This is a genomic window from Paenibacillus sp. 23TSA30-6 (assembly GCF_014858585.1).
Lineage (GTDB): Bacteria > Bacillota > Bacilli > Paenibacillales > Paenibacillaceae > Paenibacillus.
In genome coordinates this window covers 135,787-160,552 of record NZ_SLTL01000012.1, presented here as the reverse complement: position 1 = coordinate 160,552, position 24,766 = coordinate 135,787, and the positions used below count along the sequence as shown (strand labels likewise).

Sequence of the window (24,766 nt, the reverse complement as noted above, 5' to 3'; positions counted from 1 at the left end):
AACAAACGAAGAATTAGATTAATGGAGGATGATGTGAGTGTTCGAATCGGGTATTGTCAGCGTTTTGCTGATTGCCGTTGTAGTGATTATTGTGTTAAGCGTATTTTTCAGTTTTTTCCCGGTGATGCTGTGGATTTCAGCGTTGGCGTCAGGGGTGCGGATTAGTATCATTACACTGGTAGCTATGCGGTTACGTCGTGTAACGCCAAGCCGGATTGTGAATCCGCTGATTAAGGCAACCAAGGCTGGTCTGGGCTTAAATATCAACCAACTGGAAAGTCATTTTCTGGCGGGTGGTAATGTAGACCGAGTGATCAATGCGCTGATTGCTGCGCAGCGTGCCAACATTCCGCTTGAATTTGAACGCGCTGCTGCGATTGATCTTGCGGGTCGGGATGTTCTGCAAGCGGTCCAAATGAGCGTTAATCCGCGTGTCATCGAGACACCTACTGTCGCTGCGGTAGCCAAGGATGGTATCGAAGTAAAGGTTAAGGCTCGTGTTACAGTGCGTGCCAACATTGATCGACTCGTCGGGGGTGCCGGAGAAGAAACGATTATTGCGCGGGTCGGTGAAGGTATCGTTACGACTGTCGGCTCCAGTAATTCGCATAAGGATGTGCTGGAGAACCCGGATTCCATTTCGAAAACGGTGCTGTCCAAAGGTCTGGATGCCGGAACGGCGTTTGAAATCTTGTCCATCGATATTGCGGACATTGATGTAGGCAAGAATATTGGTGCCTTCCTGCAAACCGAGCAGGCGGAAGCCGATAAACGGATTGCGCAGGCGAAAGCGGAAGAACGCCGTGCAATGGCCGTGGCGCAGGAGCAGGAAATGAAGGCGCGTGTCGTAGAGATGAGAGCGCGCGTTGTGGAATCCGAATCCGAAGTGCCGCTGGCGATGGCTGAGGCGCTGCGTGGCGGAAAACTTGGCGTTATGGACTATATGAATTTGAAAAATATTGAGGCAGATACGCAAATGCGCGGCTCCTTGGGCAAACCAAATGAAAACTCGGGAAATGACAACAAAAACCGGGACTAACAACGGGATATAGCCGATGAATTACGGCAGCAAGGCGGTGAGTTATGAACTTTATGAGCTGGATTTTTGAGCATTTGTATATCCTGATTGTGATCGGCTTTGCGTTGGTGTCTTTTTTGGGCAAAAGCATGAAAAGCACAGAGAGAAAAGCGCCGCCGGGAAAGGGTATGCCTACGTTTGGTGGCGACCACGGCTCTCGCGGTCCTTCATCACCCTCCGGACCTTTCTCTACGGAACACAGACAGGAGCAACGTCAGCCGCAAAGGCAAGATACTGCTGGAGAATTGCAGCGTCAGTTTCCTGATGAACGGCGTGTAGTTATGGAAGCTCGGCGTATGGAAGAACAAATGAATGATTGGACGGAAACAGAGCAACAGACGAATCGGGATTCCCTGGATAACGGTTCTACTCTGGAGGATCGAATCCGGGCCATGGAAGAAGAGCGTAGATCGGTTTTGGCACGTCTCGACCGCATATCCAATGCGAGGGAGTCGGGAGAGATTACAGATGCCTCAGAGGGAGCTTCGCAGGAGCGTAGTACAGTAACTGCGGCTGACCTGCGCAGAGGCGTGATCTGGGCAGAAATACTGGGTCCTCCGCGTTCCAAGCGTTATATGGGTGGAGGAAGACGTTAAAAAGACAAGAGCTGTTATCGTTCTATTTGAGCAGTTTGCATGAATGGTTTAGTCCGCCCTGGCTTTAGCTGGTGGCGGACTATTTTTTTGCTAATACATAGGCCAGTCCAGAATAGAAATCAGTTTAGCAGAAAATACCCTTATGAACTTACATAAGATGTCATAAACCCAGTAGTAGCAAGGTTTTCTTACGTCATTTGTAAGCAAAAAATCTGCCATTGTGTCTAGTTTAATACTGAACTTTCGAAAAAAATACAGAGGCAAAATGATCAAATGTAAGAAAATGAATGGAACTTTCCGAAAACAGTTTTCATTTTTTCGTTTTTATATATAATGTTATCAAAGATAGTGTTTCTGAAAATTTACTCCAAATTTAGAGAAAATAAACGTAATTTCGAGGTGAGGTGACCCAGGTATAAAAGTATATATTACATGTCTAGGGAGATGGGATGGATGAATAATAGCTTATTCAGAAAAAAGAGCATTGATCAGCTACTTGCTGCAACGCGGGGTGAAAAAGCACTTAAAAAAGAGCTTGGTGCCTTTGATTTAACGATGCTTGGCATTGGAGCTATTATCGGAACGGGGATTTTTGTGTTGACTGGCACGGGAGCGGTTACGGCTGGTCCGGGTTTGATTATTTCTTTTGTGGTTGCGGGGCTTGCCTGTCTATTTGCAGCACTGGCTTATGCAGAGTTTGCATCCACCGTTCCGGTATCCGGATCTGTTTATACTTTTACATATGCAACGATGGGAGAACTTCTGGCTTTTATTATCGGATGGGATTTGATTTTGGAATATATGCTTGCTGCAAGTGCAGTTTCCGCAGGCTGGTCGGGTTATTTTGTATCATTTTTGAATGGACTTGGTATCCATATCCCCCTTGAATTCACTGCGGCACCAGGCGCTTTAAAAGATCAAGCCACCTATTTTAATCTTCCTGCTTTTTTGATTTTGATGGGGATTACCTTCTTGCTCTACTTTGGAATCAAAGAATCGAAACGTATGAACAACATTATGGTTATTGTAAAAATTGCTGTGATTTTATTATTTATTTTCGTTGCTTTTCAATATGTAAAACCGGATAACTGGACACCTTTTATGCCATTTGGGTTCAGTGGAGTGCTTGGAGCCGCAGCGCTGGTATTCTTTGCTTTTATCGGCTTTGATGCTGTTTCGTCTGCCGCAGAAGAAACCAAAAATCCGGCTCGTGATTTACCGCGCGGCATTATTTTTTCACTGATTATATGTACGCTTCTATACGTCATTGTCAGCGGGATTATGACAGGGATTGTCCCGTTTATGCAGTTTGAAGGTATTTCCCATCCGGTGTCACTTGTCTTGCAGGTTGCAGGTCAGAACTGGGTTGCGGGGATTGTGGATGTGGGGGCCATTTTAGGGATGACCACAGTTATGCTGGTCATGCTTTATGGCCAAACCCGTATTATGTTTGCCATGTCACGTGATGGTCTGGTACCAAAAGTCTTGTCCAAGGTTCATCCTAAATACAAAACTCCGTATATTAACACATTGTTTTTTGGTACATTATCTGCATTAATGGGCGGGTTGATTTCACTGGATGAATTGGCGAGTTTGGTGAACATCGGCACCCTTTCAGCCTTTATACTGATTTCTGTCGCTGTGATTGTGATGCGAAGAACACAGCCGGATCTGCCCAGAGCCTTCCGATGTCCGGGTGTTCCGTATATTCCGATTTTGGCTATTATTTCGTGTGGGGCGCTCATCCTGAATTTACATAGCCAAACGTTTATCCGTTTTCTGATTTGGCTCGTTATAGGTCTGGCCGTTTATTTTCTATATTCCAGAAAAAACTCTCTTTTGAATCATGATTCCGAAAAATAACAGAATGACTCTATAAAATCAGGAAAAGACAATCTCGTTTCGATGCTTGAATCGGGGTTGTCTTTTTCATTTTGCATTGTGCAAGTATCCAGACTCTTGCTATGCAAAATCAGGGCTACGATGAATTGTTAGTTTCGTTTCATAAATATGGCGGCTGGATCATAAAGTATACAGTACAGATATCTGTGGCGCTGGTGTAATGACGCCCATATCTAAGCGGCATCGGCATTGGTTAAAAAAGCATCGTAGCTGCCATGAAAATGACTGTGATCCACCGGATGGTAATAACAGGAGACGAAAATCAGCAGCGTAGCTGCCATAAAAACAATTATTAGCCGTTGGATAACAATTGTTTTTATGACAGGAAAGGAGATTCCCTCGTATGAGCCGGATGAGCCGCAAACTGCGAAAGTGGGCCAGTGAGACGCTGGAACTTCCGCAGGACATTCTATTTGACCTGCCGCGGTTAACTCTCATTGGCAGCCGCCAGCTTTATGTGGAGAATCACCGGGGCGTCGTGGACTTCACGCCGGATCGGCTAGTACTTGCGCTGGCGCAAGGCAGGTTGCGGGTGACGGGGCATGGGCTTGTCATTACGTCTATTGTGCCTGAGCAGGTAAGTGTGGAAGGACACATTACGGATATCCAATTGGAAGGAACGGAGGAAGGCCCATGAAACATCCTGCTTTAACTAAGCTGCGTGGCACGGTTACCCTTGCCGTCAAGGGCGAGAGCGTGGAAGCGTTCATTAATCTGCTCACGGAGCATCATATACCTGTTTGGAACGTGCGGCCGATGGGTACAAGACATGCAGAAATGAACCTTCTGCTGCCGCACGTCTTCCTGCTGCGTCCGCTTCTGAGAAGGACAGGCTGCAAAATGCATATTTTAAAGCGCCAAGGGATTCCCTTTATCGCTGCGCGGCTGGCCAAACGTAAATTTTTTCTGGTTGGACTGGCTGTATTCTGGGTAGGCCTGTTCCTGATGTCCTCGCTCATCTGGGACGTTGAAGTAAAGGGGAATGACAAGCTCTCAACGGAAGTTGTACTCAAAGCTGCCCGTCAGGAGGGGCTGTATCCGTTTCAATGGAGCTTCCGTGTTTCCAGTCAGGACAAGCTTTCGCGTGCGCTCATGCAGAAGCTCCCTGAGGCATCCTGGATCGGTGTGGAGAAGCAGGGCACCTCAGTGACGATTCAGGTCGTTGAAGCCTCACAGCCTACCCCTCCGCCGCTCTACAGTCCACGTCACCTCATCAGCAACGCAGACGCGGTAGTCACTGAAATTTTTGCCGAGCAGGGTCGTCCTGTTGTGCATAAAAATACACGTGTCAAAAAAGGAGCCATACTTATCTCGGGAACGCTCGGGGATGAGGAAAATCAGCAGCTGGTCGTAGCCAAGGGGGAGATTAAGGGCCTCGTATGGCATGAGTACGAAATTAGTAGTCCCACGGTGCGACGCAGCAGCACATATACTGGAAACAGTCACGACCGCTTGTATCTGGTGTTGGGCAACCACGCAGTGCAGTTATGGGGATATGGAAAAATCCCTTATTCTGCGCATAAAACCACAGTTGAGCATGACCCGCTGACGTGGCGCTCCTTCCGTCTTCCCGTCGGTTGGATGACCGAAAGCGTAAGGGAGACAAAGATACATGAGGATAAGCTTACGGAAGCAGAAGCCCAAAATAGGGGAATAGAAGGGGCACGAGCCGATATTTTAGCCAAATATGGCAAAGGAACGAAAATAATGAGCCAAAAAATTTTGCATGAGAAGAGAGAGAATGGTAAAGTTTATATGAAAGTGCTTTTTGAAGTGGAACAGAATATTGCGGAAGAACTTCCACTAGTTCATAACCAAGGAGAATGAGGCTATTTGGCAGAACAACAACGCAGCATACAAATTGCATTGAACAATGCGGGAGAAGGACAGGCGCTGTTCGGCCCGCAGGATTCCTTTTTAAAATTGATTGAAGCGGCTGTTCCCGCAAAAATGGATTCCCGTGAGGCGGAAATCAATATTTTTGGCAACGCCCATGAGGTGGAAGTGCTCGAACAATTGTTCGATGTACTGCTCCAGTTAATTCGTAATGGATATATCCTGACCGAAAGAGACGTCCATTATGCGATTGAATTGGCAAAAGATTTACGTGCCGATCAATTGCTCGATCTGTTCAAGGGAGAAATCACGACCACCTTCCGTGGCAAGCCGATTCGTGTCAAAACGATTGGACAAAAGCACTATGTAACCACGATAAAAAAACGTGATATCGTATTTGGAATTGGCCCGGCGGGTACAGGTAAAACGTATTTGGCTGTGGTGCTGGCGGTAGCTGCCCTGAAGGAAGGCTCGGTCAAGCGAATTGTATTGACCCGTCCTGCGGTGGAAGCAGGCGAGAATCTGGGCTTTTTGCCAGGGGATTTGCAGGAAAAGGTTGATCCGTATCTGCGCCCGTTGTATGACGCGTTGTACGATGTTATGGGACCGGAGCAGACAGCAAAGGCACTGGAGCGCGGGTTGATTGAAATTGCGCCGCTGGCCTACATGCGGGGACGGACGCTGGACGATTCGTTCATTATTTTGGATGAAGCGCAAAACACCACGCCGGAGCAAATGAAAATGTTTTTGACCCGACTGGGCTTTGGCTCCAAAATGGTCATCACCGGTGATGTTACGCAAATTGATTTGCCTCGTGGCAAAAAATCCGGTCTGATTGAAGCGAATACGATTTTACAGGGAATTGAGGAAATAGGCTTCGTACATTTTGCACAAGAGGATGTTGTCCGTCATTCTCTGGTTCAGAAAATCATCGTGGCTTACGACCAGGTTGCCGAAAATCAGGGATAAGCCTTCATATCACGAATGTGGAGCTATCAGAAGTATGAAAATAAGCAGCGTAGCTGTCTTGAAAAAGATGATGGAGAGGGATTGTTTTAGATGACCTCGAAGGAATTGTCTAAGGGCAAAACGTTCCAGCATAGAATGAGTGGATGGAAGTATAGCGTGGCGACACGCTATCTTCTGTTTTTATTTTTAGTGGTTCTTTTTTACGTAGGTTTTGCGTCCAAGCTGCTTCCCGAGCGCTATGACATTCGGGTAAACCAGCCGAGTGAAAAGGAAATTGTGGCTCCCATGCAGCTCCCCAATAGCAAAGCGACGTTAAAGGCTCAGGAAGAGTCTGCTGAACGGGTACAGCCCATGTATACGATTGTACCGATTCGCAACGATAACCTGATTACGGGTATTCTGGACCGAATTGAACGGCTCAATCAGGACGATCAGGTTTCCAGATCCGATAAAATTTCCATTTACAAGGATGAAATTCCTCAGCGTGCGCGGGAATTTGTGCAAAATTTTGTAAACAATAGCCGTAACGCGGATGCTTACCCGGAAAAGCTGTTGGATGAAGTACTGCAAAAAACAAAAGAGCAAACATATCGGATTCCGGAGGAAACCTTTATCAAAATTCCGCGTCTCACGTCCGAGGATGTTGCCGAGATGCGGCCGGTAGCGCGTGAAATCGTGACCGGATTGATGAACGATCAGATTACGGATGCACAAACAGCCCGGGCCAAAGTGGCCGAGCGGGTCAGTACGAGTACGCTTACCAAGCGCACCTCCCGTGAAGTTGTTCAGGAGCTTGCAAGGCTTGTGATTACGGCCAACAAGTTTTATGATGATACAGCTACGAAGGATGCCAGGGTACAGGCTCGTGAAGATACACCAACAGTCTATATCAAACAGGGTGAAGTGCTCGTCAAGAAAGGCGAGATTATTACCCAGGAAATTTATACCTTACTGGATGAGAACGAGCTGCTAAAGGACAAGATCAACTATTGGCCGCAATTTGGCCTGTTGATGCTGTCTGCGATGCTGGCCTTGGGTCTGTTTATGTATATTCGCCAGTTCCAATCACGAACGCGCCGTTTCAAGTATAACAATGCACAATTGCTCATGCTAGTACTGATTTTTGTAATCACGGTGGGCGCAATGATGTTAACCGCCATATTGCAGGACAGTGAGCGGTCTTATCTCGGCTATCTTGCGCCTATCGCGCTTGGAGCCATGCTCGTAACGCTGTTGCTCGATATGTCGCTGGCGTTCGTTTGTGCCGTTATATTCAGTATATTGGCAAGTGTCATTTTGAATGTCCGGCAAGGACAAATTTTTGATTTTAACTTTGGCTTTTTTGCCCTTGTAGTTTGTCTTGCGGCGATTTTCTCAACGCATCGAGCCAGTCAGCGTTCCACGCTGTTCAAGGGAGCGATTATGGTATGCCTGTTCGGCTCTATGTCCGTCTTTACTCTGGCGCTGATCGACCAGAGCAACTGGACTCAAACAACGACGCTCTATGCGGTAGCTTTTGCTTTTGCGGGTGGTTTAATTACAGCGATACTTGTGATTGGGCTTATGCCATTTTTTGAGTCTACCTTTGGCATTTTGTCAGCGCTGAAACTGGTTGAGCTGTCTAACCCGAATCATCCGCTACTGCGCAAGCTGCTTACGGAGACACCGGGTACGTATCACCATAGCGTAATGGTAGGTAATCTGTCAGAGGCTGCGGCGGAAGCTATAGGCGCTAACGGCTTGTTGTGCAGGGTTGGTTCGTATTATCATGACATTGGTAAAACAAAGCGCCCTTCGTACTTCATTGAAAATCAGAATGGCATGGACAATCCGCATGATACAATAGAGCCAAAGCTGAGTAAGTCCATCATTATTGCCCATGCCCGTGACGGTGTGGAAATGCAATTGGATTACAAGCTGCCAAAGCCGATTCGTGATATTGCCGAGCAGCATCACGGAACGACATTTTTGCACTATTTTTATCACAAGGCGCTACGTGAGGCGGAGGAGCAGGGCGTAGAGCCTGATTTTACCGAGGATGATTTTCGTTATCCTGGGCCAAAAGCCCAGTCCAAGGAGGCTGCTGTAGTCGGGATTGCTGATAGTGTGGAAGCAGCAGTTCGTTCCCTGCGGAAGCCGACGGTGGATCAGGTGGAGTCGATGATTGAAAAAATTATCAAAAGTCGTCTGGATGATCACCAGTTCAACGATTGTGAGCTAACGATGCGGGAGCTTGATATTGTGGCTCAAACTCTTAAAGAAACCGTGATGGGAACTTTCCATTCCCGGATTGAATATCCCGAAGAAAGACCAAAGCCTGAGAACGGGAAAGCATAATAGGCTTGTGCATGAAGTGCGGCTGGAGCATTAGAATTAAAAGGAGCGGTTGGCATGAGCCTTCAATTAGCTTGGAATAATGAACAAAACGATATGGTAATCCATGAATCCTTGATTGGTTTGCTGAACACTCTATTGGAGGAAGCAGGCAAGGTGGAAGGGGTGACGGACGGTGAGGTTGCCCTCACTTTCGTGAATGACGAGCAAATCCATGAACTGAACAGGGATTATCGCGGAATCGATCGTCCAACCGATGTGCTGTCATTTGCCATGAAGGAAACACTGGATGAAGAGCTTGAAATCATCTATGAGCTGGATAACGAAGGACCGCTGGACGATGTGCCGGATGTGCTGGGGGATATTATTATTTCCGTGCAGACAGCTCAGGCTCAAAGTGAGGAGTACGGTCATTCCATTGAGCGTGAAATCGGATTTTTGTTTGTTCACGGCTTTCTGCATTTGCTGGGCTATGATCATCAGGATGAAGCCAGTGAAGCTGAAATGATGGGCAAGCAAGAGGCGGTACTGGCTCAAGTGGGGTTGACACGGTAATGAGACGTCAGTCTTGGAGAATGACCTTTCGTTATGCCGCAGAAGGCGTGATGTACGCACTGCGTACGCAAATAAATATGCGGATACATGTGGTCATGGCGTTTCTCGTCATCGCAGCAGGCTTAAGCCTGCGCATCTCCCGGCTCGATTGGTTATTTGTTTCTGTGGCTATTGCCATGGTGATTGTAGCCGAGCTGATCAATACTGCTGTTGAAGCGGCGATAGATTTAATCTCGCCTGATATCCATCCGCTGGCCAAAGCGGCTAAAGACACCGCCGCCGGAGCTGTGCTCCTGGCAGCGGTTTTTGCTGTAATTATTGGTATATTTGTGTTTTACAGGCCGTTGTTGACCTTGATTAGTCAGCTTTTTTAATGGAAAAACACATTTTTGTAATCATATACTATAGAAAAGACCTAACCCAAAAAACAAAAAAATAGGCGCTTAATAGTGCTGGAGGAAACGAAATGGCTAAGAAACACTTTAAATCAGGCTTTGTTGCGATTGTCGGCAGACCCAATGTAGGAAAATCAACTCTGATGAACCATGTCATCGGCCAGAAAATCGCCATCATGTCAGACAAGCCCCAAACCACACGTAACAAAATACATGGGGTATTCACTACAGAGGACACGCAAATTGTATTTTTGGACACACCGGGCATTCATAAGCGCCAGTCTAAACTGGGCGACTACATGAATCAGACAGCCTTTAATACGTTGGGCGAAGTTGAGGCTGTACTTTTTCTTATTGATGCCTCTGAAGGATTAGGCGGAGGCGATCGTTTTATTGCCGAACAGCTAAAACAGGTAAAAACGCCAGTTATTCTGGTTTTGAATAAAATTGACCGTATTGAGCCCGAAGCGTTGCTGCCCCTGATTGAGCAATACCGCAAGCTGTACGACTTTGCGGAAATCGTGCCGATCTCGGCTAAAATGGGCAACAATGTGAACCGTCTGCTGGAGCAGGTACAGAAATACTTGCCTGAAGGTCCACAATATTACCCGGATGACCAAATTACCGACCATCCTGAGCAGTTCGTTATTGCCGAGCTGGTACGGGAAAAGATTTTGCATATGACGCGTGAGGAAGTACCACATTCTATTGCAGTTATGATTGAAGACATGAAAGTGCAGGATAATGGTGTAGTGCATATTATGGCAGTCATTTTTGTAGAGCGGGATTCCCAGAAGGGAATTATTATCGGTAAGCAGGGAGCTATGCTCAAGGAAGTGGGCAAACAGGCACGCATAGATATCCAAAACCTGCTGGGTTCCAAAATTTTCCTGGAGCTGTGGGTAAAGGTCAAAAAAGACTGGCGTAACCAGGATCGTGTACTGCGTGACCTCGGCTTCCACCGCGACGCTTGAAAAACATGTTATTTTTCACAACCTTTTGTCCCCTAAAAGGGATCTTAAAATTGAGCGTTAAATTAGTTAGAACTATATGCTTGGTCATTAAGCACCATAAAAGCCGTTCCGACTACCCATTCACTACCACAGGCAGGAAGTAAAGTTTCTTTGTCTTGGGTAATTCTAAGCGTCGCGTCTTTGCGGCGCTTAACTCTTGCTCTTCCCATACCCTCATTTTCGGCCATGAAATAAGGAGTGCTTTTAAAAAGGCTGTGTAACTGTATGCAAGCTGAAGCGGAGCGAAGGATTTGAATCTGAAGAAGCGTCAGCGTTCGCCTTTACCCTGAATTTAAACCTTTTCATGTTTCAAATACAAATAAATTCAGGGGTAACAGCGATCGAAAGATCAAATCATTCGCGGAGCGTCTCAGCACCGCCTACAGCAACACACTTTTTTTAACGCAATCCATTTATTTCATCGCATACTTCACCTCTCTTCGCATCATCCTAATTTTGAGATGCAAACGTCATTTCCGAAGAAAGGATGAATACGATTGCGAGATTTTTCGTGGAAGTATTTTGCGATGACTGGGGATGTCGGTGCGTATCTGTTATACAGGGAGAGCGCCGTGACATGGGAACAAGACGCGGATGAAGGAGAGTCGGACGAGCATGAAGAAGCCCGTGAATAGTGCAAGCCACTGGCTTCTTCGCGAATGTTTGGGGGAAGAGGCATGCTTTACAGGGTGGAAGGAATCGTCATCCGCAGCATGGATTACGGTGAGGGGAACAAAATTATTACGCTTTGCACCGAAAGCGGCGGTAAGACAGGCGTGCTGGTCAGAGGAGCCAAGAAGCCCAAAAGCCGTCATGCCGCTTTAACGCAGCCGTTTACGTATGGTGAATTTGTGTTTTTTCGAAATACCGGCTTAGGCACGTTGAATGCCGGTGAAATTATCCAATCCCACCATACACTGCGCGAGGATATTACCAAGGCCGCTTACGCCTCATATGCCTGTGAGTTGCTTGACCGGGTACTACATGATGAGGAAACGGGCACCTTTTGGTTCAAGCAGCTTAAAGCATGTCTGGAAGCGCTGGAGAGCGGAAAAGATCCGGTGATCGTCATGAGCATTTATGAATTTAAAATATTACAGGCGGCCGGATATGCTCCCCAGCTTGATGCCTGTATTTCCAGCGGACAGCAGTGTGCTGATGAAGATATGTTTATCAGTCCGAGGCTGGGCGGGGTCTTGTGTCGAAGTTACAAGCATTTTGATCCTGCTGCATTGAGTGTCACACCGCGTACGTTGAAGCTGTTACGTTTGTTCGCAAGAATGGATCTAAACCGACTCGGCAACATTGACGTGAAGGACTCAACCAAGCTGGAAATCAAACATGTCATGCGCCAGTTCATGGACATGCAGCTGGAGGTCAAGCTGAAATCCCGTAACTTTCTGGATCAGCTCGACAAATATGATATGTGAAACATCTTGCTCCCTTGACTGTGCTGCTGAAAACGTGTAATATCCTACTATATATCTCCTTCTGGAGCAGAGGCATTGAACGAGAAAGTAGCGGAGTTTATTCTCTAGAGTAAGCGAGCCGGGGACGGTGTGAGCCTGGCGGGAAATCTTCGTGAACAAGGCACTCGGGAGCATCTGATTGGACACGGAAAAGAGGATTACGGTCTGGCTGGTGATGGAGGACTGCAATCAAGTAGGGTGGAACCGCGGGAGTCAGCTCTCGTCCCTACGTCTGTACAGGCGTAGAGGCGGGGGCTTTTTGCTGTCTCTGGCGAGGCTTGTTGGAAGTTGGCAGCCCTGTACATAGAAGCTTTACGAAGAATGATCACCACCATTTGAGGTAATTTGGAAGGGAAGGGTGTACCATGAATTTTCAGCAGATGATTTTGACACTGCAACAATTTTGGGCCGAGCACAACTGTATTATTGTACAGCCGTATGACACGGAAAAAGGGGCAGGCACAATGAACCCGATGACGTATTTACGTTCGATTGGACCTGAGCCGTGGAACGTAGCTTATGTTGAGCCATCCCGCCGTCCCGCAGATGGTCGTTATGGGGAGAACCCAAACCGTCTGTATCAGCATCACCAGTTTCAGGTTGTTTTGAAGCCATCGCCTGATAACATTCAGGAATTGTATCTGGAGAGCCTGAGCCGCCTTGGTATTAATCCTCTGGAACATGATATTCGCTTTGTTGAAGACAACTGGGAAGCGCCAACGCTGGGAGCATGGGGATTAGGTTGGGAAGTATGGCTGGACGGTATGGAAATTACCCAATTCACGTATTTTCAGCAAGTGGGCGGTATCGATGCCAGCCCGGTTGCGGTTGAAATTACGTATGGTATGGAGCGTCTTGCGTCCTACATTCAGGACAAGGAGAACGTATTCGATCTTGAGTGGGTTAATGGCATCACGTATGGTGATGTTTTCCACCAGCCTGAATTTGAGCATTCTAAATATACGTTTGAAGTATCTGATGTCAAAATGCTTTTCACCCTGTTTAATATGTATGAAGAAGAAGCGAATAAAGCCATGGCGCAGCATCTTGTATTTCCAGCCTACGATTATGTATTGAAATGCTCTCATGCGTTCAACTTGTTGGATGCCCGTGGTGCAATCAGTGTAACGGAACGAACCGGATTTATTATGCGTGTACGGAATTTGGCCCGTCAGGTGGCTGCAACTTATCTGGAGGAACGCGAGAAGCTGGGCTTCCCATTGTTGAAGAAAGGAGGTGCGGCACATGTCTAAGGATTTGCTGTTTGAAATCGGTTTGGAAGAAGTGCCCGCCCGTTTTATTCCTGCTGCGATTCAGCAGTTAAAGGAGCGTATGACGGCATGGCTGGACAGCTCACGTATTGCTCATGGTGATGTAGAAGCTTATGCTACTCCTCGTCGTCTGGCAGTGCTGGTTAAGGAAGTAGCCGAAAAGCAGGAGGATATTAACGAAGAAGTCAAAGGTCCTTCCCGCAAAATCGCACTTGACGAAGCCGGCAACTGGAGCAAGGCTGCTCTCGGCTTTGCCCGTAGCCAAGGTGTTGATCCTGAACAGTTTACGTTCAAGGAGCATGGAGGCGTGGAGTATATTTACGCGACCAAGAGCAGTATAGGCGTACCGACAGCGGAAGTGCTGTCCGAAGGCCTGTTGCATATTTTGCATGCCATGACCTTCCCTAAATTTATGCGTTGGGCCAGCTATGACTTTAAGTTTGTTCGTCCAATCCGTTGGTTGATCGCCTTGTTTGGCAACGATATTGTTAACCTGGAAATTGCCGGGGTTCAATCTGGAAATGTCACAAGAGGACATCGTTTTCTCGGACAGGATACTGTTGTAGAAAGCCCGGCTGACTATGTTGAGTTACTTCGCAAACAGCATGTTATCGTAGATATTGCGGAACGTCAGTCCATTATTGTGAAGCAGATTGAAGCGTTGGCTGCCGAAAAAGACTGGACGATCGCGGTTAAGGATGATCTGCTGGAGGAAGTGCTGTATCTGGTTGAAACGCCGACGGTGCTGTTCGGAGGTTTTGATCCTTCGTTCCTGAACATTCCCAAGGATGTGCTGATTACTTCCATGCGTGAGCATCAACGTTATTTCCCGGTGCTGGATCGTGCGGGAGAGCTGCTGCCATACTTTGTTACTGTACGTAACGGTGGAAGTCAATCGCTGGATGTCATTTCCAAAGGGAACGAAAAAGTATTGCGCGCACGGCTATCTGATGCCAAATTCTTTTATGAAGAAGATCAGAGACTGGAAATCAAGGATGCGCTCTCCAAGCTGGAAAGTATCGTTTTCCACGAGGAATTGGGTACGGTTGGAGACAAGGTACGGCGGATTCGCCGCATTGCCGATGCTTTAGCTGAGAAGCTGCGGGTTTCCCCCGATACACAGGAGTCGGTTAGCCGGGCAGCAGATATTTGTAAGTTTGATCTGGTAACGCAAATGGTATATGAATTCCCGGAACTGCAAGGTGTTATGGGTGAGGACTATGCTCGTAAGGCTGGAGAGAAGGAAGAAGTGGCGAGAGCGGTGTTTGAACATTATCAACCGCGTTTTGCCGGAGAAACGGTTCCTTCCACGAACGCAGGGGCTATTGTCAGCATCGCTGATAAAATTGACACGATTACCGGTTGCTTCTCCATCGGTATTATTCCGACAGGCTCACAGGACCCTTATGCGCTTCGTCGCCAGGCCGCAGGTATTGTGCAAATTTTATTGGACCGTAATCTTTCAGCAACTTTGTCTGATGTGTTCAATATTGCGCTTGACGTACACGACAACCTTGGAAATATGAAACGTTCTGCCGATGAAATTCGTAAAGAGTTACATGAATTCTTCGGTTTGCGGGTAAAAAAGCTGTTGTCCGAGACGCTTCGTTATGACGTCGTAGACGCTGTGCTTACCGCCGGATTTGATGATGTTGCTTCTGTCGTTAATCGCGGAGCTGCTCTGATGAATGCGGTACAAACGGGAGATGCCTTTAAAGCAACGGTAGAGTCGTTTAACCGCGTAGGCAATTTAGCTGCAAAAGCTGTTCATGCATCAGTTAATACGGATGAATTTACGGAACAGGGTGAAAAAGCGCTCTATGAAGCATGGTACGGCGTTTATGAATCTTATCTTACAGCATTGCAGGAAGGCGATGCCACGCGAGCTTTAGAACTTGCCTCGTCCATTACTCCTGCGATCACAGCGTTCTTTGATTCCGTAATGGTTATGGCTGAGGATGATGCGATTCGTAATAATCGTCTGGCATTGCTGGCCGCCATTGATACAGAGCTGAAGCATTTTGCTGATTTTTCCAAACTCGTGGGCTAATCGTAGCTGTAATAGTATGAACAACTTGAAAAAATGGGTATAAATATACGGAACGGTGTAAGAGCGATCTTGCAGCCGTTCCGTATTTTACTCGAATCCGGATGGAGATGGGGGATGCTTGTGGGAATATCCGGGGGTTTATCGGATGTGCGGATCGTTGTCGACGGAGACGCTTGTCCTGTCAAAAGCGAAATTGCGGATACAGCTTCCCGTTTTCAAGTTCAGGTTATTATGGTATCTTCGTATGATCATCTTATCCAGGGCAGCGGAGGCGTGACCATCGTAAAAGTGGACCGTAGCGACCAAAGCGCTGATCTCTATATTGCTAATCATATCCGTCGGGGAGACATTGTAACCACCAACGATTACGGTCTTGCGGCACTTGCTTTGGCTAAAGGCTGTGAGGTTATGTCATTTCGCGGAGCGATGTATCGAAACGATTCGATTGATTTTATGCTCGACCGCCGTCACACTTCTGCCAAGGAAAGGAAAAAAGGACGTTATGGAAAAGGTCCTAAACCGTTTACATCAGAGGATCGTGAAGTTTTTCAACATAAACTGACAAAACTTTTACTCTGCTTGCAGGAGAATGAATAACGGTATCGAATTATATTTACGTGCTAAAGAGATGAAGGTGGTTAACATGAGTGCTGGACAAGGCAACATACCGGACGATATCATTGAGTCGGTTTTACAGCATCATGATATCGTAGATACGGTAAGCAAGTACGTGCATTTGACCAAGCAGGGGAAGTATATGAAAGGGCTCTGTCCTTTTCATTCTGAAAAAACCCCTTCATTCACCGTGACACCGGATCGTCAGATTTTTTACTGCTACGGCTGCGGCGCGGGAGGCAATGCCATCAAATTTATGATGGAAATCGAAGGACTATCCTTTCCCGAAGCTGTCAGAACAATGGCGGAAGAAAGTCATATCCCTCTCGGCGAATGGCAGGGACGTGAGTCAACGCATCAGCATCCTGAGTTGGACAGGTTGTTGCAAGCGTACGAGCTAACATCTAAGATGTACCATTTTCTCCTTAAAAATACGGAGCATGGCAAACCGGCTATGGAGTATTTGCGGTCACGGGGATTTACTGACAAGATCATTGATCAATTTCAAATTGGCTATGCCCCTAACCGATGGGATACCATCGTCCAGTTTCTGGAGAAGCGTTCTTTCGATCCTGTTGAGATGGAAAAGGGCGGGCTTATTTCTCCCAGACATGAGGGGGATGGGTATGTGGATCGGTTCAGGGATCGCATTATGTTTCCCATTTGGAATCGAAATGGCAAAGTAATTGCCTTTGCGGGCCGTATACTGGGTGAAGGACAGCCCAAGTATTTGAATTCACCCGAAACCAAGCTGTTCAACAAGAGTCGGACCCTGTACAATCTCCACCATGCCAAGAATTCGATTCGCAAGCTTCGCCAGAGTGTTCTTTTTGAAGGATACGGTGATGTCATCTCGGCTTGGGAAGCAGGTGTGCAGAACGGGGTGGCCGCTATGGGCACAGCTTTGACGGAGCATCATGCCACAATGCTAAAGGGACTGTGCGACGAGGTCATTATTTGCTATGATGGTGACCGGGCAGGACAAGCTGCTGCGCTCAAAAATTTTCCGTTGCTGGAAAATGCGGGACTTCACGTTAAGGTAGCGCTGGTCAGCGACGGTATGGACCCGGATGATTTTATCCGGCAATACGGCGGGGAAAGGTTTCAGCGCCAAATTATCGAAAGTGCCGTTTCAACGGTGAAATTTAAGCTTATATATCTGAAAAAAAACCATATACTGCAAGAGGAAGAAGGAAGAATCGCTTATTCCCGCGAAGCATTAAATGTCATTGCACCTCTGTCATCCCCGACCGAGCGGGAAGTGTATTTGCGCGAAGTATCAGCTGAAGTCAAGGTGGATTTTGAAACCTTAAAGCAAGAATGCAATTTACTCCGACAGTCCCTGCAAAAAAAACAGGACTTTGGGGATAATAACGAAAATCGGTGGAATAATGGTAGGCATAAAAACGGGCAGATTGCAAAACCAAATGTCATGCCAGCTTATCATGTGGCGGAACGTAGATTACTCCACTGGATGATGCAGGATGCAGAAACTGCACAATATGTGGAGAAGCATCTGGGGGATGCCTTTAATATTGAGGATCATGCAGCAATTGCTGCTTATCTATACGCCTATTATGCACAAGGTAAATTACCGGATACGAGCCGATTTATTTCTTCTCTTCAAGATGACCGTCTGGAGAAAACCGTAAGCTCGATTATGATGATGGATGCTCCAGATGTATCGCCACACGTATTGGACGATTGTATTCAGCAGGTGTGCAAATTTCCATTGCAGAAGCAACTGGATTTGAAGAGAGAAGAAATGAGAGCCGCGGAGCGTTCTGGTGATGCTTTGCGCGCAGCACAAATTGTAATTGAGATTATAGCCCTAGAGAGACAATGAACACACAGAGGTCGGATGTTTCTAGGGAGGAGGGAGTCGAAAGATGGCGAATGATCAGCATACTGAACTGGAGACGGAACTGACACTGGATCAGGTTAAAGATCAATTGATTGAGTTGGGTAAAAAAAGTTCCTCTCTGAACTACAAAGATATCATGGAAAAACTATCGTCGTTTGATCAGGACCCCGAGCAAATGGATGAGTTTTATGAGCAACTGGGTGACTTGGGGATTGAGGTAGTAAATGACAACGACGAAGAAGTTACCAGATTGCGTCCAAACGACGACCCGGAAAACAACGACGGGGATGACTTTAACTACGATGACGATCTGAGCCTGCCTCCCGGTATTAAAATCAATGATCCGGTCCGGATGTACCTGAAAGAAATCGGCCGTGTACCGCTTCTTTCCGCCGATGATGAGGTGGGGCTGGCGAAACGGATCAACAACGGTGATGAAGAAGCCAAACGTCGACTCGCAGAGGCGAATTTGCGTCTGGTTGTAAGTATTGCCAAGCGTTATGTTGGCCGTGGAATGCTTTTCCTGGATCTGATTCAGGAAGGTAACATGGGTCTGATTAAGGCAGTAGAAAAATTTGATTACGAAAAAGGATTTAAATTCAGTACGTATGCGACCTGGTGGATTCGTCAGGCCATTACGCGTGCCATAGCCGATCAGGCGAGAACGATTCGTATTCCCGTGCATATGGTGGAAACGATCAACAAGTTGATTCGCGTATCGCGTCAACTGTTGCAAGAGCTGGGGCGTGAACCTACGCCGGAAGAAGTAGCTGCAGAGATGGAGCTGAGTGTGGAGAAAGTTCGGGAAATTATGAAAATTGCCCAAGAACCGGTTTCATTGGAAACGCCAATTGGTGAAGAAGATGATTCACATTTGGGGGATTTCATTGAGGATCAGGAAGCGCTGGCGCCTGCGGATGCGGCTGCCTATGAACTTCTGAAGGAACAGCTTGAGGATGTACTGGATACGTTGACCGAACGGGAAGAGAACGTATTGCGTCTCCGTTTTGGTTTGGACGACGGTAGAACCAGAACCCTTGAGGAAGTGGGTAAAGTATTCGGTGTTACACGCGAACGTATTCGTCAGATTGAGGCTAAAGCGCTGCGCAAGCTGCGCCATCCAAGCCGCAGTAAGCGACTGAAGGATTTCCTCGAATAGAAGCGTAACATTGCGGACCTTCTGCGGCTTGGAGCGCGCAGAGGGTCTTTTTTTATCCCATGGCAGCCTTGGTGGAGGGGAAAAGCTTGGACCAAGAGAAAAAACGGGCAATACTGTTACATGAAATTGAGCATTGGCGGCGAAGTCGGCTGCTCCCTGAGCAATATTGTGATTTTTTGTCTAATCTCTATCGAGAGGACGAAAATCCGTCACAGAGCCAAAGCCACAGTAGCACCGGGCTGCTTACATATCTTAGAAACGGGCATGGAATCGCCTGGCTTCTTGGTTTTGTCATTATTTCCTGCATTTGTTTGATCGGTTTTTATTTTACCGCTTTTCCGTTGGCAATGCAAATATTCTCGGCATGTGCAGTAACCGGGATCTGCTATGGAGTAGCTGCAGTTTGGCGTTCTTCAGAAAAGAGCATGAGCGCTATGCTGAGTATCTTGGGCAGTGTGATTATGCTGGGTTCAGGGGTATGGATTATTCAGCTTCATCAGGGTGAACCCAAGTTTTGGTTTCTGATTCTGGTCGGTCTGTGCGGGCTGGTATGGTGCCTTGTGGGCTTAACCTTGCGTATCATCTTGCTTCACTACTGTGGCTTTATTGCACTGCTTTTGGTATATGCAGTTCTTATAGGGCGTTACTGGCCTGCGGCCTCTCACGTGATGCTGGAGGGATTTTGGGTTTTGCATGCAGCATTGCTGGTATGGTTAAGCTGGTGGGTACATCGCCGCTTTTCACGTCTGGCTTCGGTCTATTTTGCTATCGGAATGACATTGGTTTTCATGCCTGAAGCAGACATGATCGTGCTGCGTCATCAAGCATCGGGTGATGTTGTATTGTACGGCTTATTGAAGTTGGCTATTGTTGTAGGAATTTTATTTTGGACTCGAAAAAAATGGATTACGTGGGTGACGTCATGAAGCTTTCTCAACGATTACAATATATTATGGAACAAATCCCTACCGGGAGTAGATTAGCGGATATTGGCTCTGACCACGGGCTGCTCCCTGTGGCCGCGGTACGTAGCGGTCTGGTAACCCAGGCTGTGGCAGGCGAAGTCAATGATGGGCCGTTGCGTGCGGCTCAAAAGCAGGTCGCTGAAGCGGGCCTGACTGATCGCATAACCGTTAGAAAAGGCGACGGCTTGGCCGTAATTACAGCCGGTGAGGTTGATGTTATTACGATAGCAGGCATGGGCGGTGCCTTAATTGCTTCCATTTTGGAGCAGGGGAAAGACAAGTTGGATTCAGTGAAGCGGCTTGTTTTACAACCAAACGTAGGCGAGGATATTTTGCGCCGATGGCTGATCGAGCATCAATGGGTATTGACAGGCGAGCATATTATGGAAGAAGACGGAAAAATATATGAAGTTTTGACGGCTGTACCCCTGTCGGATAGCCCTGTGAAGCAGGACGAGCTATACCGACCGTTAGCTCTTTCCGGCAGCTCGCTAGTATTGACGCAGGAGTGGCTGGAACAGCTTGGACCGTTACTGGTAAGAGAACCTAATGAAGTATTTTTCCGTAAATGGAAGCTGGAAATTCATAAGCTCCAGAACGTGCTTGCACAGTTGGCGCGGTCAGAGCAGGAATCGGCGCAGCAAAAGCAGGAGCAATTACGTAAGCAAATTGAACAGCTACAGGAGGTACTTACATGTTTGCCAAAGGACAAACGGTAATTAGCTATATGGAACAGTTGGCTCCAAAATATTTGGCAGTTCCGGACGACAGAATCGGGCTTCAGCTTGGCAGTCTGCAAAAAGAGATCAAAAACATACTGGTAGCTCTGGATGTCAATGATGAGGTTGTGGAAGAGGCGCTCCGTGTAAAGGCCGACCTGATTATTGCCCACCATGCTATCATATTCCGTCCACTCAAAGCATTGAGTACGGATCAGCCCGCAGGCAGATTGTATGAAAAGCTGATCAAGAACGATATTGCCGTCTACATCAGTCACACGAATCTGGATACGGCAGAGGACGGTATGAATGACTGGATGGCGGAAGCCTTGGGTATTGAAAGTGAAGGTACGCTGGAGGATGTCCACACGGAGCAATTGTTCAAGCTCGTCGTTTTCGTACCGAAAACACATCATCAACGGGTGTTGGATGCCGTACTGGGTGCGGGAGCCGGACATATCGGCAATTACAGCCATTGCAGCTTTAACATTGATGGCTACGGAACTTTCGTGCCGGGTGAAGGCACACAGCCGTTTTTGGGTGAGCCGGGTAAAATGGAACGCAGCGAAGAGGTACGCATAGAGACGGTTGTGCCACAGGGTGTGCGCAACAAAGTCGTTCAGGCGATGCTTAAAGCTCATCCTTATGAAGAGGTAGCCTATGACCTGTACCATATGGATTTGCAGGGCCGCACATTTGGCCTGGGACGGGTGGGAAAGCTCAAGGAAGCCCGCACGTTACGCGAGTTTGTCAATGATGTGAAAGAAGGCTTCAACGTTGAGCATGTACGTGTAGTGGGCGACCTGGACCGTACAATCAAAAAAGCAGCTGTACTCGGAGGCTCTGGCAGCCGCTATGTGAACAAGTCGATTTTTAAAGGGGCTGACGTATTAGTAACGGGTGATATCGACTATCACACGGCTCAGGATGCCCTTATGGCTGGCATTGCCATCGTTGACCCTGGTCATAACGCAGAGAAAATTATGAAGCCTAAAACCGCAGAATGGATGCGCAAACGGCTGGAAGAAGGCCGATACTCTACGGAAGTACATGTATCTGAGGTCAATACCGAGCCTTTTCAATTTTTGTAAAAGCTTAACTTCTATGAGAAGATGAAAGTGTTTTATAACTTTTAGCTCATAGAGGAGAGGTTGTATGCGAACTTTAATTGCTGATCCTGCGATCCATGCCTATCCGGGGATGTGGCTGTTGTTACTTCCCGCCATGACGGTGTACAGAATATAATGTCCTCTGGCTGGCATACATATATCGGATCATCACCGGGCATGTATGCATCTCGTTGCGGAAGGAAACATATGCGGATTTTAGTAAGCTTGATATTCCGTTATACGTGGGTCGTTCTACTTATTTTGTGGCAGATGATACGTTACAAAAGAAGGTACACCCGTTTTATTTGAACAAATAAAGGAAGCTCTCAAATTTACAATATTTTTAGGGTTGTGTCGAGCGTGCGTTCCCTGTATACTATGTAATGTTGTTCGGAAAGTTTAACAGACAATCGCTGGCGGTGTGAACCGCGAGAGGAAAGTCCGGGCTCCATAGGGCAGGATGCTGGATAACGTCCAGTCAGCGCGAGTTGAAGGATAGTGCCACAGAAATGGACCGCCGATGGCCGCTTGCGGCACAGGCAAGGATGGAACCGAGGTGTAAGAGACCCCGAGGAACGCTGGTGACTTCGTTCCTGGTAAACCCCATCTGGAGCAAGACCTAATGGGACACAGCTTCTTCGCGAAGCGGCCTTAGCCCGAGGCGTGTCTAGGTTGGTCGCTGGAGCCGGATAGCAATATTCGGCCTAGATAGATGATTGTCGCTTATAGTGGGAGGGTAGTTCCCGTCTGAACCACGAATAGCACAGAACCCGGCTTACGGAAAACTTTCCACACTGCAACACCTTAAAATGTATGATGTTAACCTTTTAAATGACTGTTTGCATGAAAACATGGAATCCAAATGTATTTAATGAATTACAAAAAAAGGTTCAAGCAATATTCCTTTGGGAATCAGGCTTGAACCTTTTTTGTATACCGTATTTTACGCAGCGTACGTGTATATTTAGGTCTATTTCATTCTGTTTTTTTATCTACTCATTCCCTCTATCGTAAAAACGTCCGGGGATGAGGCACGTAGTCAGCGTAGCGGAGCATTTGAATCCGGAGAAGCGCAGCGATCGTAAGACCAAATGATTCGCGAAGTGTTCTCGCGTGGGTGCCTGAAAACCTTCATCAGCGCACGCTTTTTTCCAATCTTTCCTCTGTATACATCTTCAATGCCCGATCCAAACGGTTAACCGCTTCAGGAAGCAGTGAAGGATCGGTATGTGTGAAGTTAACCCGCATATGGTTACTGCCGCTCAGATCAGCATAAAATACTTGTCCAGGCACAAATGCGACGCCTTCCTGAATGGCCAGTTCCAGCAAGCGATCGGAACGGAAGCCTTCGGGTAAAGTGAGCCACATAAACATGCCGCCAAGTGCATCATTCCACGTAATTCCTTCCCATTGACGTTCTTTCATCAGTGTTGTGAGGCGTAGCATACGAGAGTGATATTCGCTGGATACGGTCCGAATATGTCCATCCAAATCAAAAAAGTCCAAGAGCTCATTTAAAGCACGTTGATCGATACTGCTGGAGTGCAGATCAGCAGATTGTTTGGCCTTCGAGACTTTATTGACAATCGCTTGATCAGCAACCAGCCATCCAGAACGAACACCAGGAGCAACGGTTTTGGAGAACGTAGAGGTGTACATGACATGACTGTCTCCACCTTGCTGCTGGTCAATGGATAAAAGGGTAGGGAAGTTAAGGTTTTCGTCAAATTTGAGACGTCCGTAAGGATCATCCTCAAAAATCAAAGTTCCGTATTTACGGCAAAGCTCAACAACGCCTACTCTGCGGTCCATGCTCCATACACTCCCCGCCGGGTTGGAGAAAGTTGGGATGACATACACGAATTTAGGCTGATATTCCTTGAGCTTGGCTTCAAGATCATCTAATTGCATACCGTTGGAGTCTGTGTTTACACTTACAATGTTGGCGCCATAGGACTTAAACACCTGAAGAGCTGCCAAATAAGTAGGGGACTCCACCAATACAGTATTCTGCGGATCAAGCAGCACACGCGAAACCAGATCGATAGTCTGCTGTGAGCCCGTCGTCATGATGATGTTATCTCTGGTGACGGAGATGCCTTGGGATGCCATTATGGTTGTAAGGCGTTCCCGTAGAGGAATATATCCATCGGTTAGACCGTATTGAAGCGCAGTAGTACCGCCGAGACGGAATACCCGCTCATAGGCTTTAGCAACGGCTTCGATGGGAAAAAAGGCATCGGCCGGAAGACCACCTGCCAGGGATAACACTTCTGTTCCCTGTGTCAGCTTCAAAATGTCCCTAACGATGGACGAGCCCTGAGTACGAGCCATACCCGAAAATTTGTATTCCAATCCAATCATCTCCTGTGTTCTATACTGTACTATGAAATTTATTGTATTATAACAATAATGAAGTATAACAGTAAACGTCCGAATATAACAGTTGATTGGTCTAATGGAAAGCCGAAAAATCCTGATCCCAAGAAAAAATTCGACCATACAAATCACTATCACGTAAATCTTGCTATTATTCAGCGCAAGATTGAAATTGGTTTCTCGCTAGAAGGTTACACTGGTAATGATCCAGTTATTCACATGTGCATAAAAATCAGCAAAGCAAAGTTACCCACAATTCTACATGGAGCTTTCTTACAAAACCTAACACTTTATCGCATAGACGATAATATGGCTTTGGAAATTCTAGCAGCTATGAAAAAACATAATAAACAAGCTGATCCGCCAAACATCGGACAGCTTTTGAGCACACCAAAAACGTGTCTGGATCGCCCTTCGCAGCGATCATCCAGACACGTCTCTCTTTTACCCTGATATGCTATTAGTGACTACTATCATGTTTTTTCAAA

23 protein-coding genes, 1 other RNA gene and 1 pseudogene are annotated in these 24,766 nt (G+C 47.1%); 24 read left to right on the top strand and 1 reads right to left on the bottom strand.

Annotated elements, in window-relative coordinates; translation table 11 throughout:
• The first annotated feature begins 37 nt into the window (after positions 1-37).
• The 23 genes and pseudogenes from floA (at position 38) to rnpB (ending at position 22,692) form a co-directional block, all read left to right on the top strand.
• A complete protein-coding gene (gene floA, locus E0698_RS13590; RefSeq protein ID WP_192511904.1) occupies positions 38-1,039 on the top strand; it encodes a flotillin-like protein FloA in 1,002 nt (333 codons plus the stop codon).
• 44 nt (positions 1,040-1,083) lie between these two features.
• Positions 1,084-1,674: a hypothetical protein gene (locus tag E0698_RS13585; protein ID WP_192511903.1), complete on the top strand. Its 591-nt coding sequence runs from the start codon at positions 1,084-1,086 to the stop codon at positions 1,672-1,674.
• A 453-nt stretch (positions 1,675-2,127) separates the two neighbouring features.
• Positions 2,128-3,537, top strand: coding sequence for an amino acid permease (locus E0698_RS13580; protein WP_192511902.1), 1,410 nt, complete (start codon positions 2,128-2,130; stop codon positions 3,535-3,537).
• Between the two features lie 382 nt (positions 3,538-3,919).
• The gene (yqfC, locus tag E0698_RS13575; RefSeq protein WP_192511901.1) at positions 3,920-4,213 is read left to right on the top strand and encodes a sporulation protein YqfC; all 294 of its coding nucleotides are present in this window, start codon (positions 3,920-3,922) and stop codon (positions 4,211-4,213) included.
• Positions 4,210-5,403, top strand: a complete 1,194-nt coding sequence (gene yqfD / locus E0698_RS13570) for a sporulation protein YqfD (RefSeq protein WP_192511900.1) — start codon at positions 4,210-4,212, stop codon at positions 5,401-5,403. Before yqfC ends, yqfD begins: the two co-directional genes overlap by 4 nt.
• 6 nt (positions 5,404-5,409) lie before the next feature.
• Positions 5,410-6,381, top strand: a complete 972-nt coding sequence (locus tag E0698_RS13565; RefSeq protein ID WP_134913443.1) for a PhoH family protein — start codon at positions 5,410-5,412, stop codon at positions 6,379-6,381.
• A 90-nt stretch (positions 6,382-6,471) separates the two neighbouring features.
• Positions 6,472-8,718 (top strand): HD family phosphohydrolase, encoded by a 2,247-nt coding sequence (locus tag E0698_RS13560; RefSeq protein WP_192511899.1) that lies wholly within the window; start codon positions 6,472-6,474, stop codon positions 8,716-8,718.
• Between the two features lie 54 nt (positions 8,719-8,772).
• The gene (ybeY, locus tag E0698_RS13555; RefSeq protein WP_192511898.1) at positions 8,773-9,270 is read left to right on the top strand and encodes an rRNA maturation RNase YbeY; all 498 of its coding nucleotides are present in this window, start codon (positions 8,773-8,775) and stop codon (positions 9,268-9,270) included.
• Entirely contained in the window at positions 9,270-9,644 is a 375-nt protein-coding gene (locus E0698_RS13550) for a diacylglycerol kinase family protein (RefSeq protein WP_192511897.1), read from the top strand. Before ybeY ends, E0698_RS13550 begins: the two co-directional genes overlap by 1 nt.
• Positions 9,645-9,736: 92 nt before the next feature.
• A complete protein-coding gene (era, locus tag E0698_RS13545; RefSeq protein WP_192511896.1) occupies positions 9,737-10,639 on the top strand; it encodes a GTPase Era in 903 nt (300 codons plus the stop codon).
• A gap of 536 nt (positions 10,640-11,175) precedes the next feature.
• Positions 11,176-11,313 carry a YqzL family protein gene (locus E0698_RS13540; RefSeq protein ID WP_134913448.1) on the top strand — a complete coding sequence of 46 codons (138 nt, stop codon included), beginning with the start codon at positions 11,176-11,178 and terminating at the stop codon, positions 11,311-11,313.
• 42 nt (positions 11,314-11,355) lie between these two features.
• Positions 11,356-12,108: a DNA repair protein RecO gene (gene recO / locus E0698_RS13535; protein WP_192511895.1), complete on the top strand. Its 753-nt coding sequence runs from the start codon at positions 11,356-11,358 to the stop codon at positions 12,106-12,108.
• A 129-nt stretch (positions 12,109-12,237) separates the two neighbouring features.
• Complete coding sequence (locus E0698_RS13530) at positions 12,238-12,393, top strand: hypothetical protein (RefSeq protein WP_161797151.1); 156 nt, start codon at positions 12,238-12,240, stop codon at positions 12,391-12,393.
• 119 nt (positions 12,394-12,512) lie between these two features.
• Complete coding sequence (glyQ, locus tag E0698_RS13525; protein WP_014282485.1) at positions 12,513-13,400, top strand: glycine--tRNA ligase subunit alpha; 888 nt, start codon at positions 12,513-12,515, stop codon at positions 13,398-13,400.
• On the top strand, positions 13,393-15,468 hold the full coding sequence (gene glyS, locus E0698_RS13520; protein WP_192511894.1) for a glycine--tRNA ligase subunit beta: 2,076 nt from the start codon (positions 13,393-13,395) through the stop codon (positions 15,466-15,468). Before glyQ ends, glyS begins: the two co-directional genes overlap by 8 nt.
• Before the next feature lie 114 nt (positions 15,469-15,582).
• Positions 15,583-16,065, top strand: coding sequence for a YaiI/YqxD family protein (locus E0698_RS13515; protein ID WP_149093292.1), 483 nt, complete (start codon positions 15,583-15,585; stop codon positions 16,063-16,065).
• Positions 16,058-17,929, top strand: coding sequence for a DNA primase (dnaG, locus tag E0698_RS13510; protein WP_025683257.1), 1,872 nt, complete (start codon positions 16,058-16,060; stop codon positions 17,927-17,929). The genes E0698_RS13515 and dnaG overlap by 8 nt, the downstream gene beginning before the upstream one ends.
• Positions 17,930-17,972: 43 nt before the next feature.
• The gene (gene rpoD, locus E0698_RS13505; protein WP_134913454.1) at positions 17,973-19,106 is read left to right on the top strand and encodes an RNA polymerase sigma factor RpoD; all 1,134 of its coding nucleotides are present in this window, start codon (positions 17,973-17,975) and stop codon (positions 19,104-19,106) included.
• Positions 19,107-19,192: 86 nt separating this feature from the next.
• Entirely contained in the window at positions 19,193-20,032 is an 840-nt protein-coding gene (locus E0698_RS13500; protein ID WP_192511893.1) for a hypothetical protein, read from the top strand.
• A complete protein-coding gene (locus E0698_RS13495; protein ID WP_192511892.1) occupies positions 20,029-20,790 on the top strand; it encodes a tRNA (adenine(22)-N(1))-methyltransferase in 762 nt (253 codons plus the stop codon). The genes E0698_RS13500 and E0698_RS13495 overlap by 4 nt, the downstream gene beginning before the upstream one ends.
• Positions 20,766-21,881 carry a Nif3-like dinuclear metal center hexameric protein gene (locus E0698_RS13490; protein WP_192511891.1) on the top strand — a complete coding sequence of 372 codons (1,116 nt, stop codon included), beginning with the start codon at positions 20,766-20,768 and terminating at the stop codon, positions 21,879-21,881. The genes E0698_RS13495 and E0698_RS13490 overlap by 25 nt, the downstream gene beginning before the upstream one ends.
• 64 nt (positions 21,882-21,945) lie before the next feature.
• Positions 21,946-22,108, top strand: a pseudogene (locus tag E0698_RS27680) (flavin oxidoreductase); the annotation flags it as partial.
• Positions 22,109-22,293: 185 nt separating this feature from the next.
• Positions 22,294-22,692: RNase P RNA component class A (rnpB, locus tag E0698_RS13480), an RNA gene on the top strand.
• A gap of 341 nt (positions 22,693-23,033) precedes the next feature.
• Here rnpB and E0698_RS13475 read toward each other — a convergent pair.
• Positions 23,034-24,254 carry an aminotransferase-like domain-containing protein gene (locus E0698_RS13475; protein WP_192511890.1) on the bottom strand — a complete coding sequence of 407 codons (1,221 nt, stop codon included), beginning with the start codon at positions 24,252-24,254 and terminating at the stop codon, positions 23,034-23,036.
• Between the two features lie 57 nt (positions 24,255-24,311).
• On the opposite strand from E0698_RS13475, the gene E0698_RS13470 reads away from it, so the two are divergent.
• Positions 24,312-24,731, top strand: a complete 420-nt coding sequence (locus E0698_RS13470) for a hypothetical protein (protein WP_192511889.1) — start codon at positions 24,312-24,314, stop codon at positions 24,729-24,731.
• The last annotated feature ends 35 nt before the right edge of the window (positions 24,732-24,766 follow it).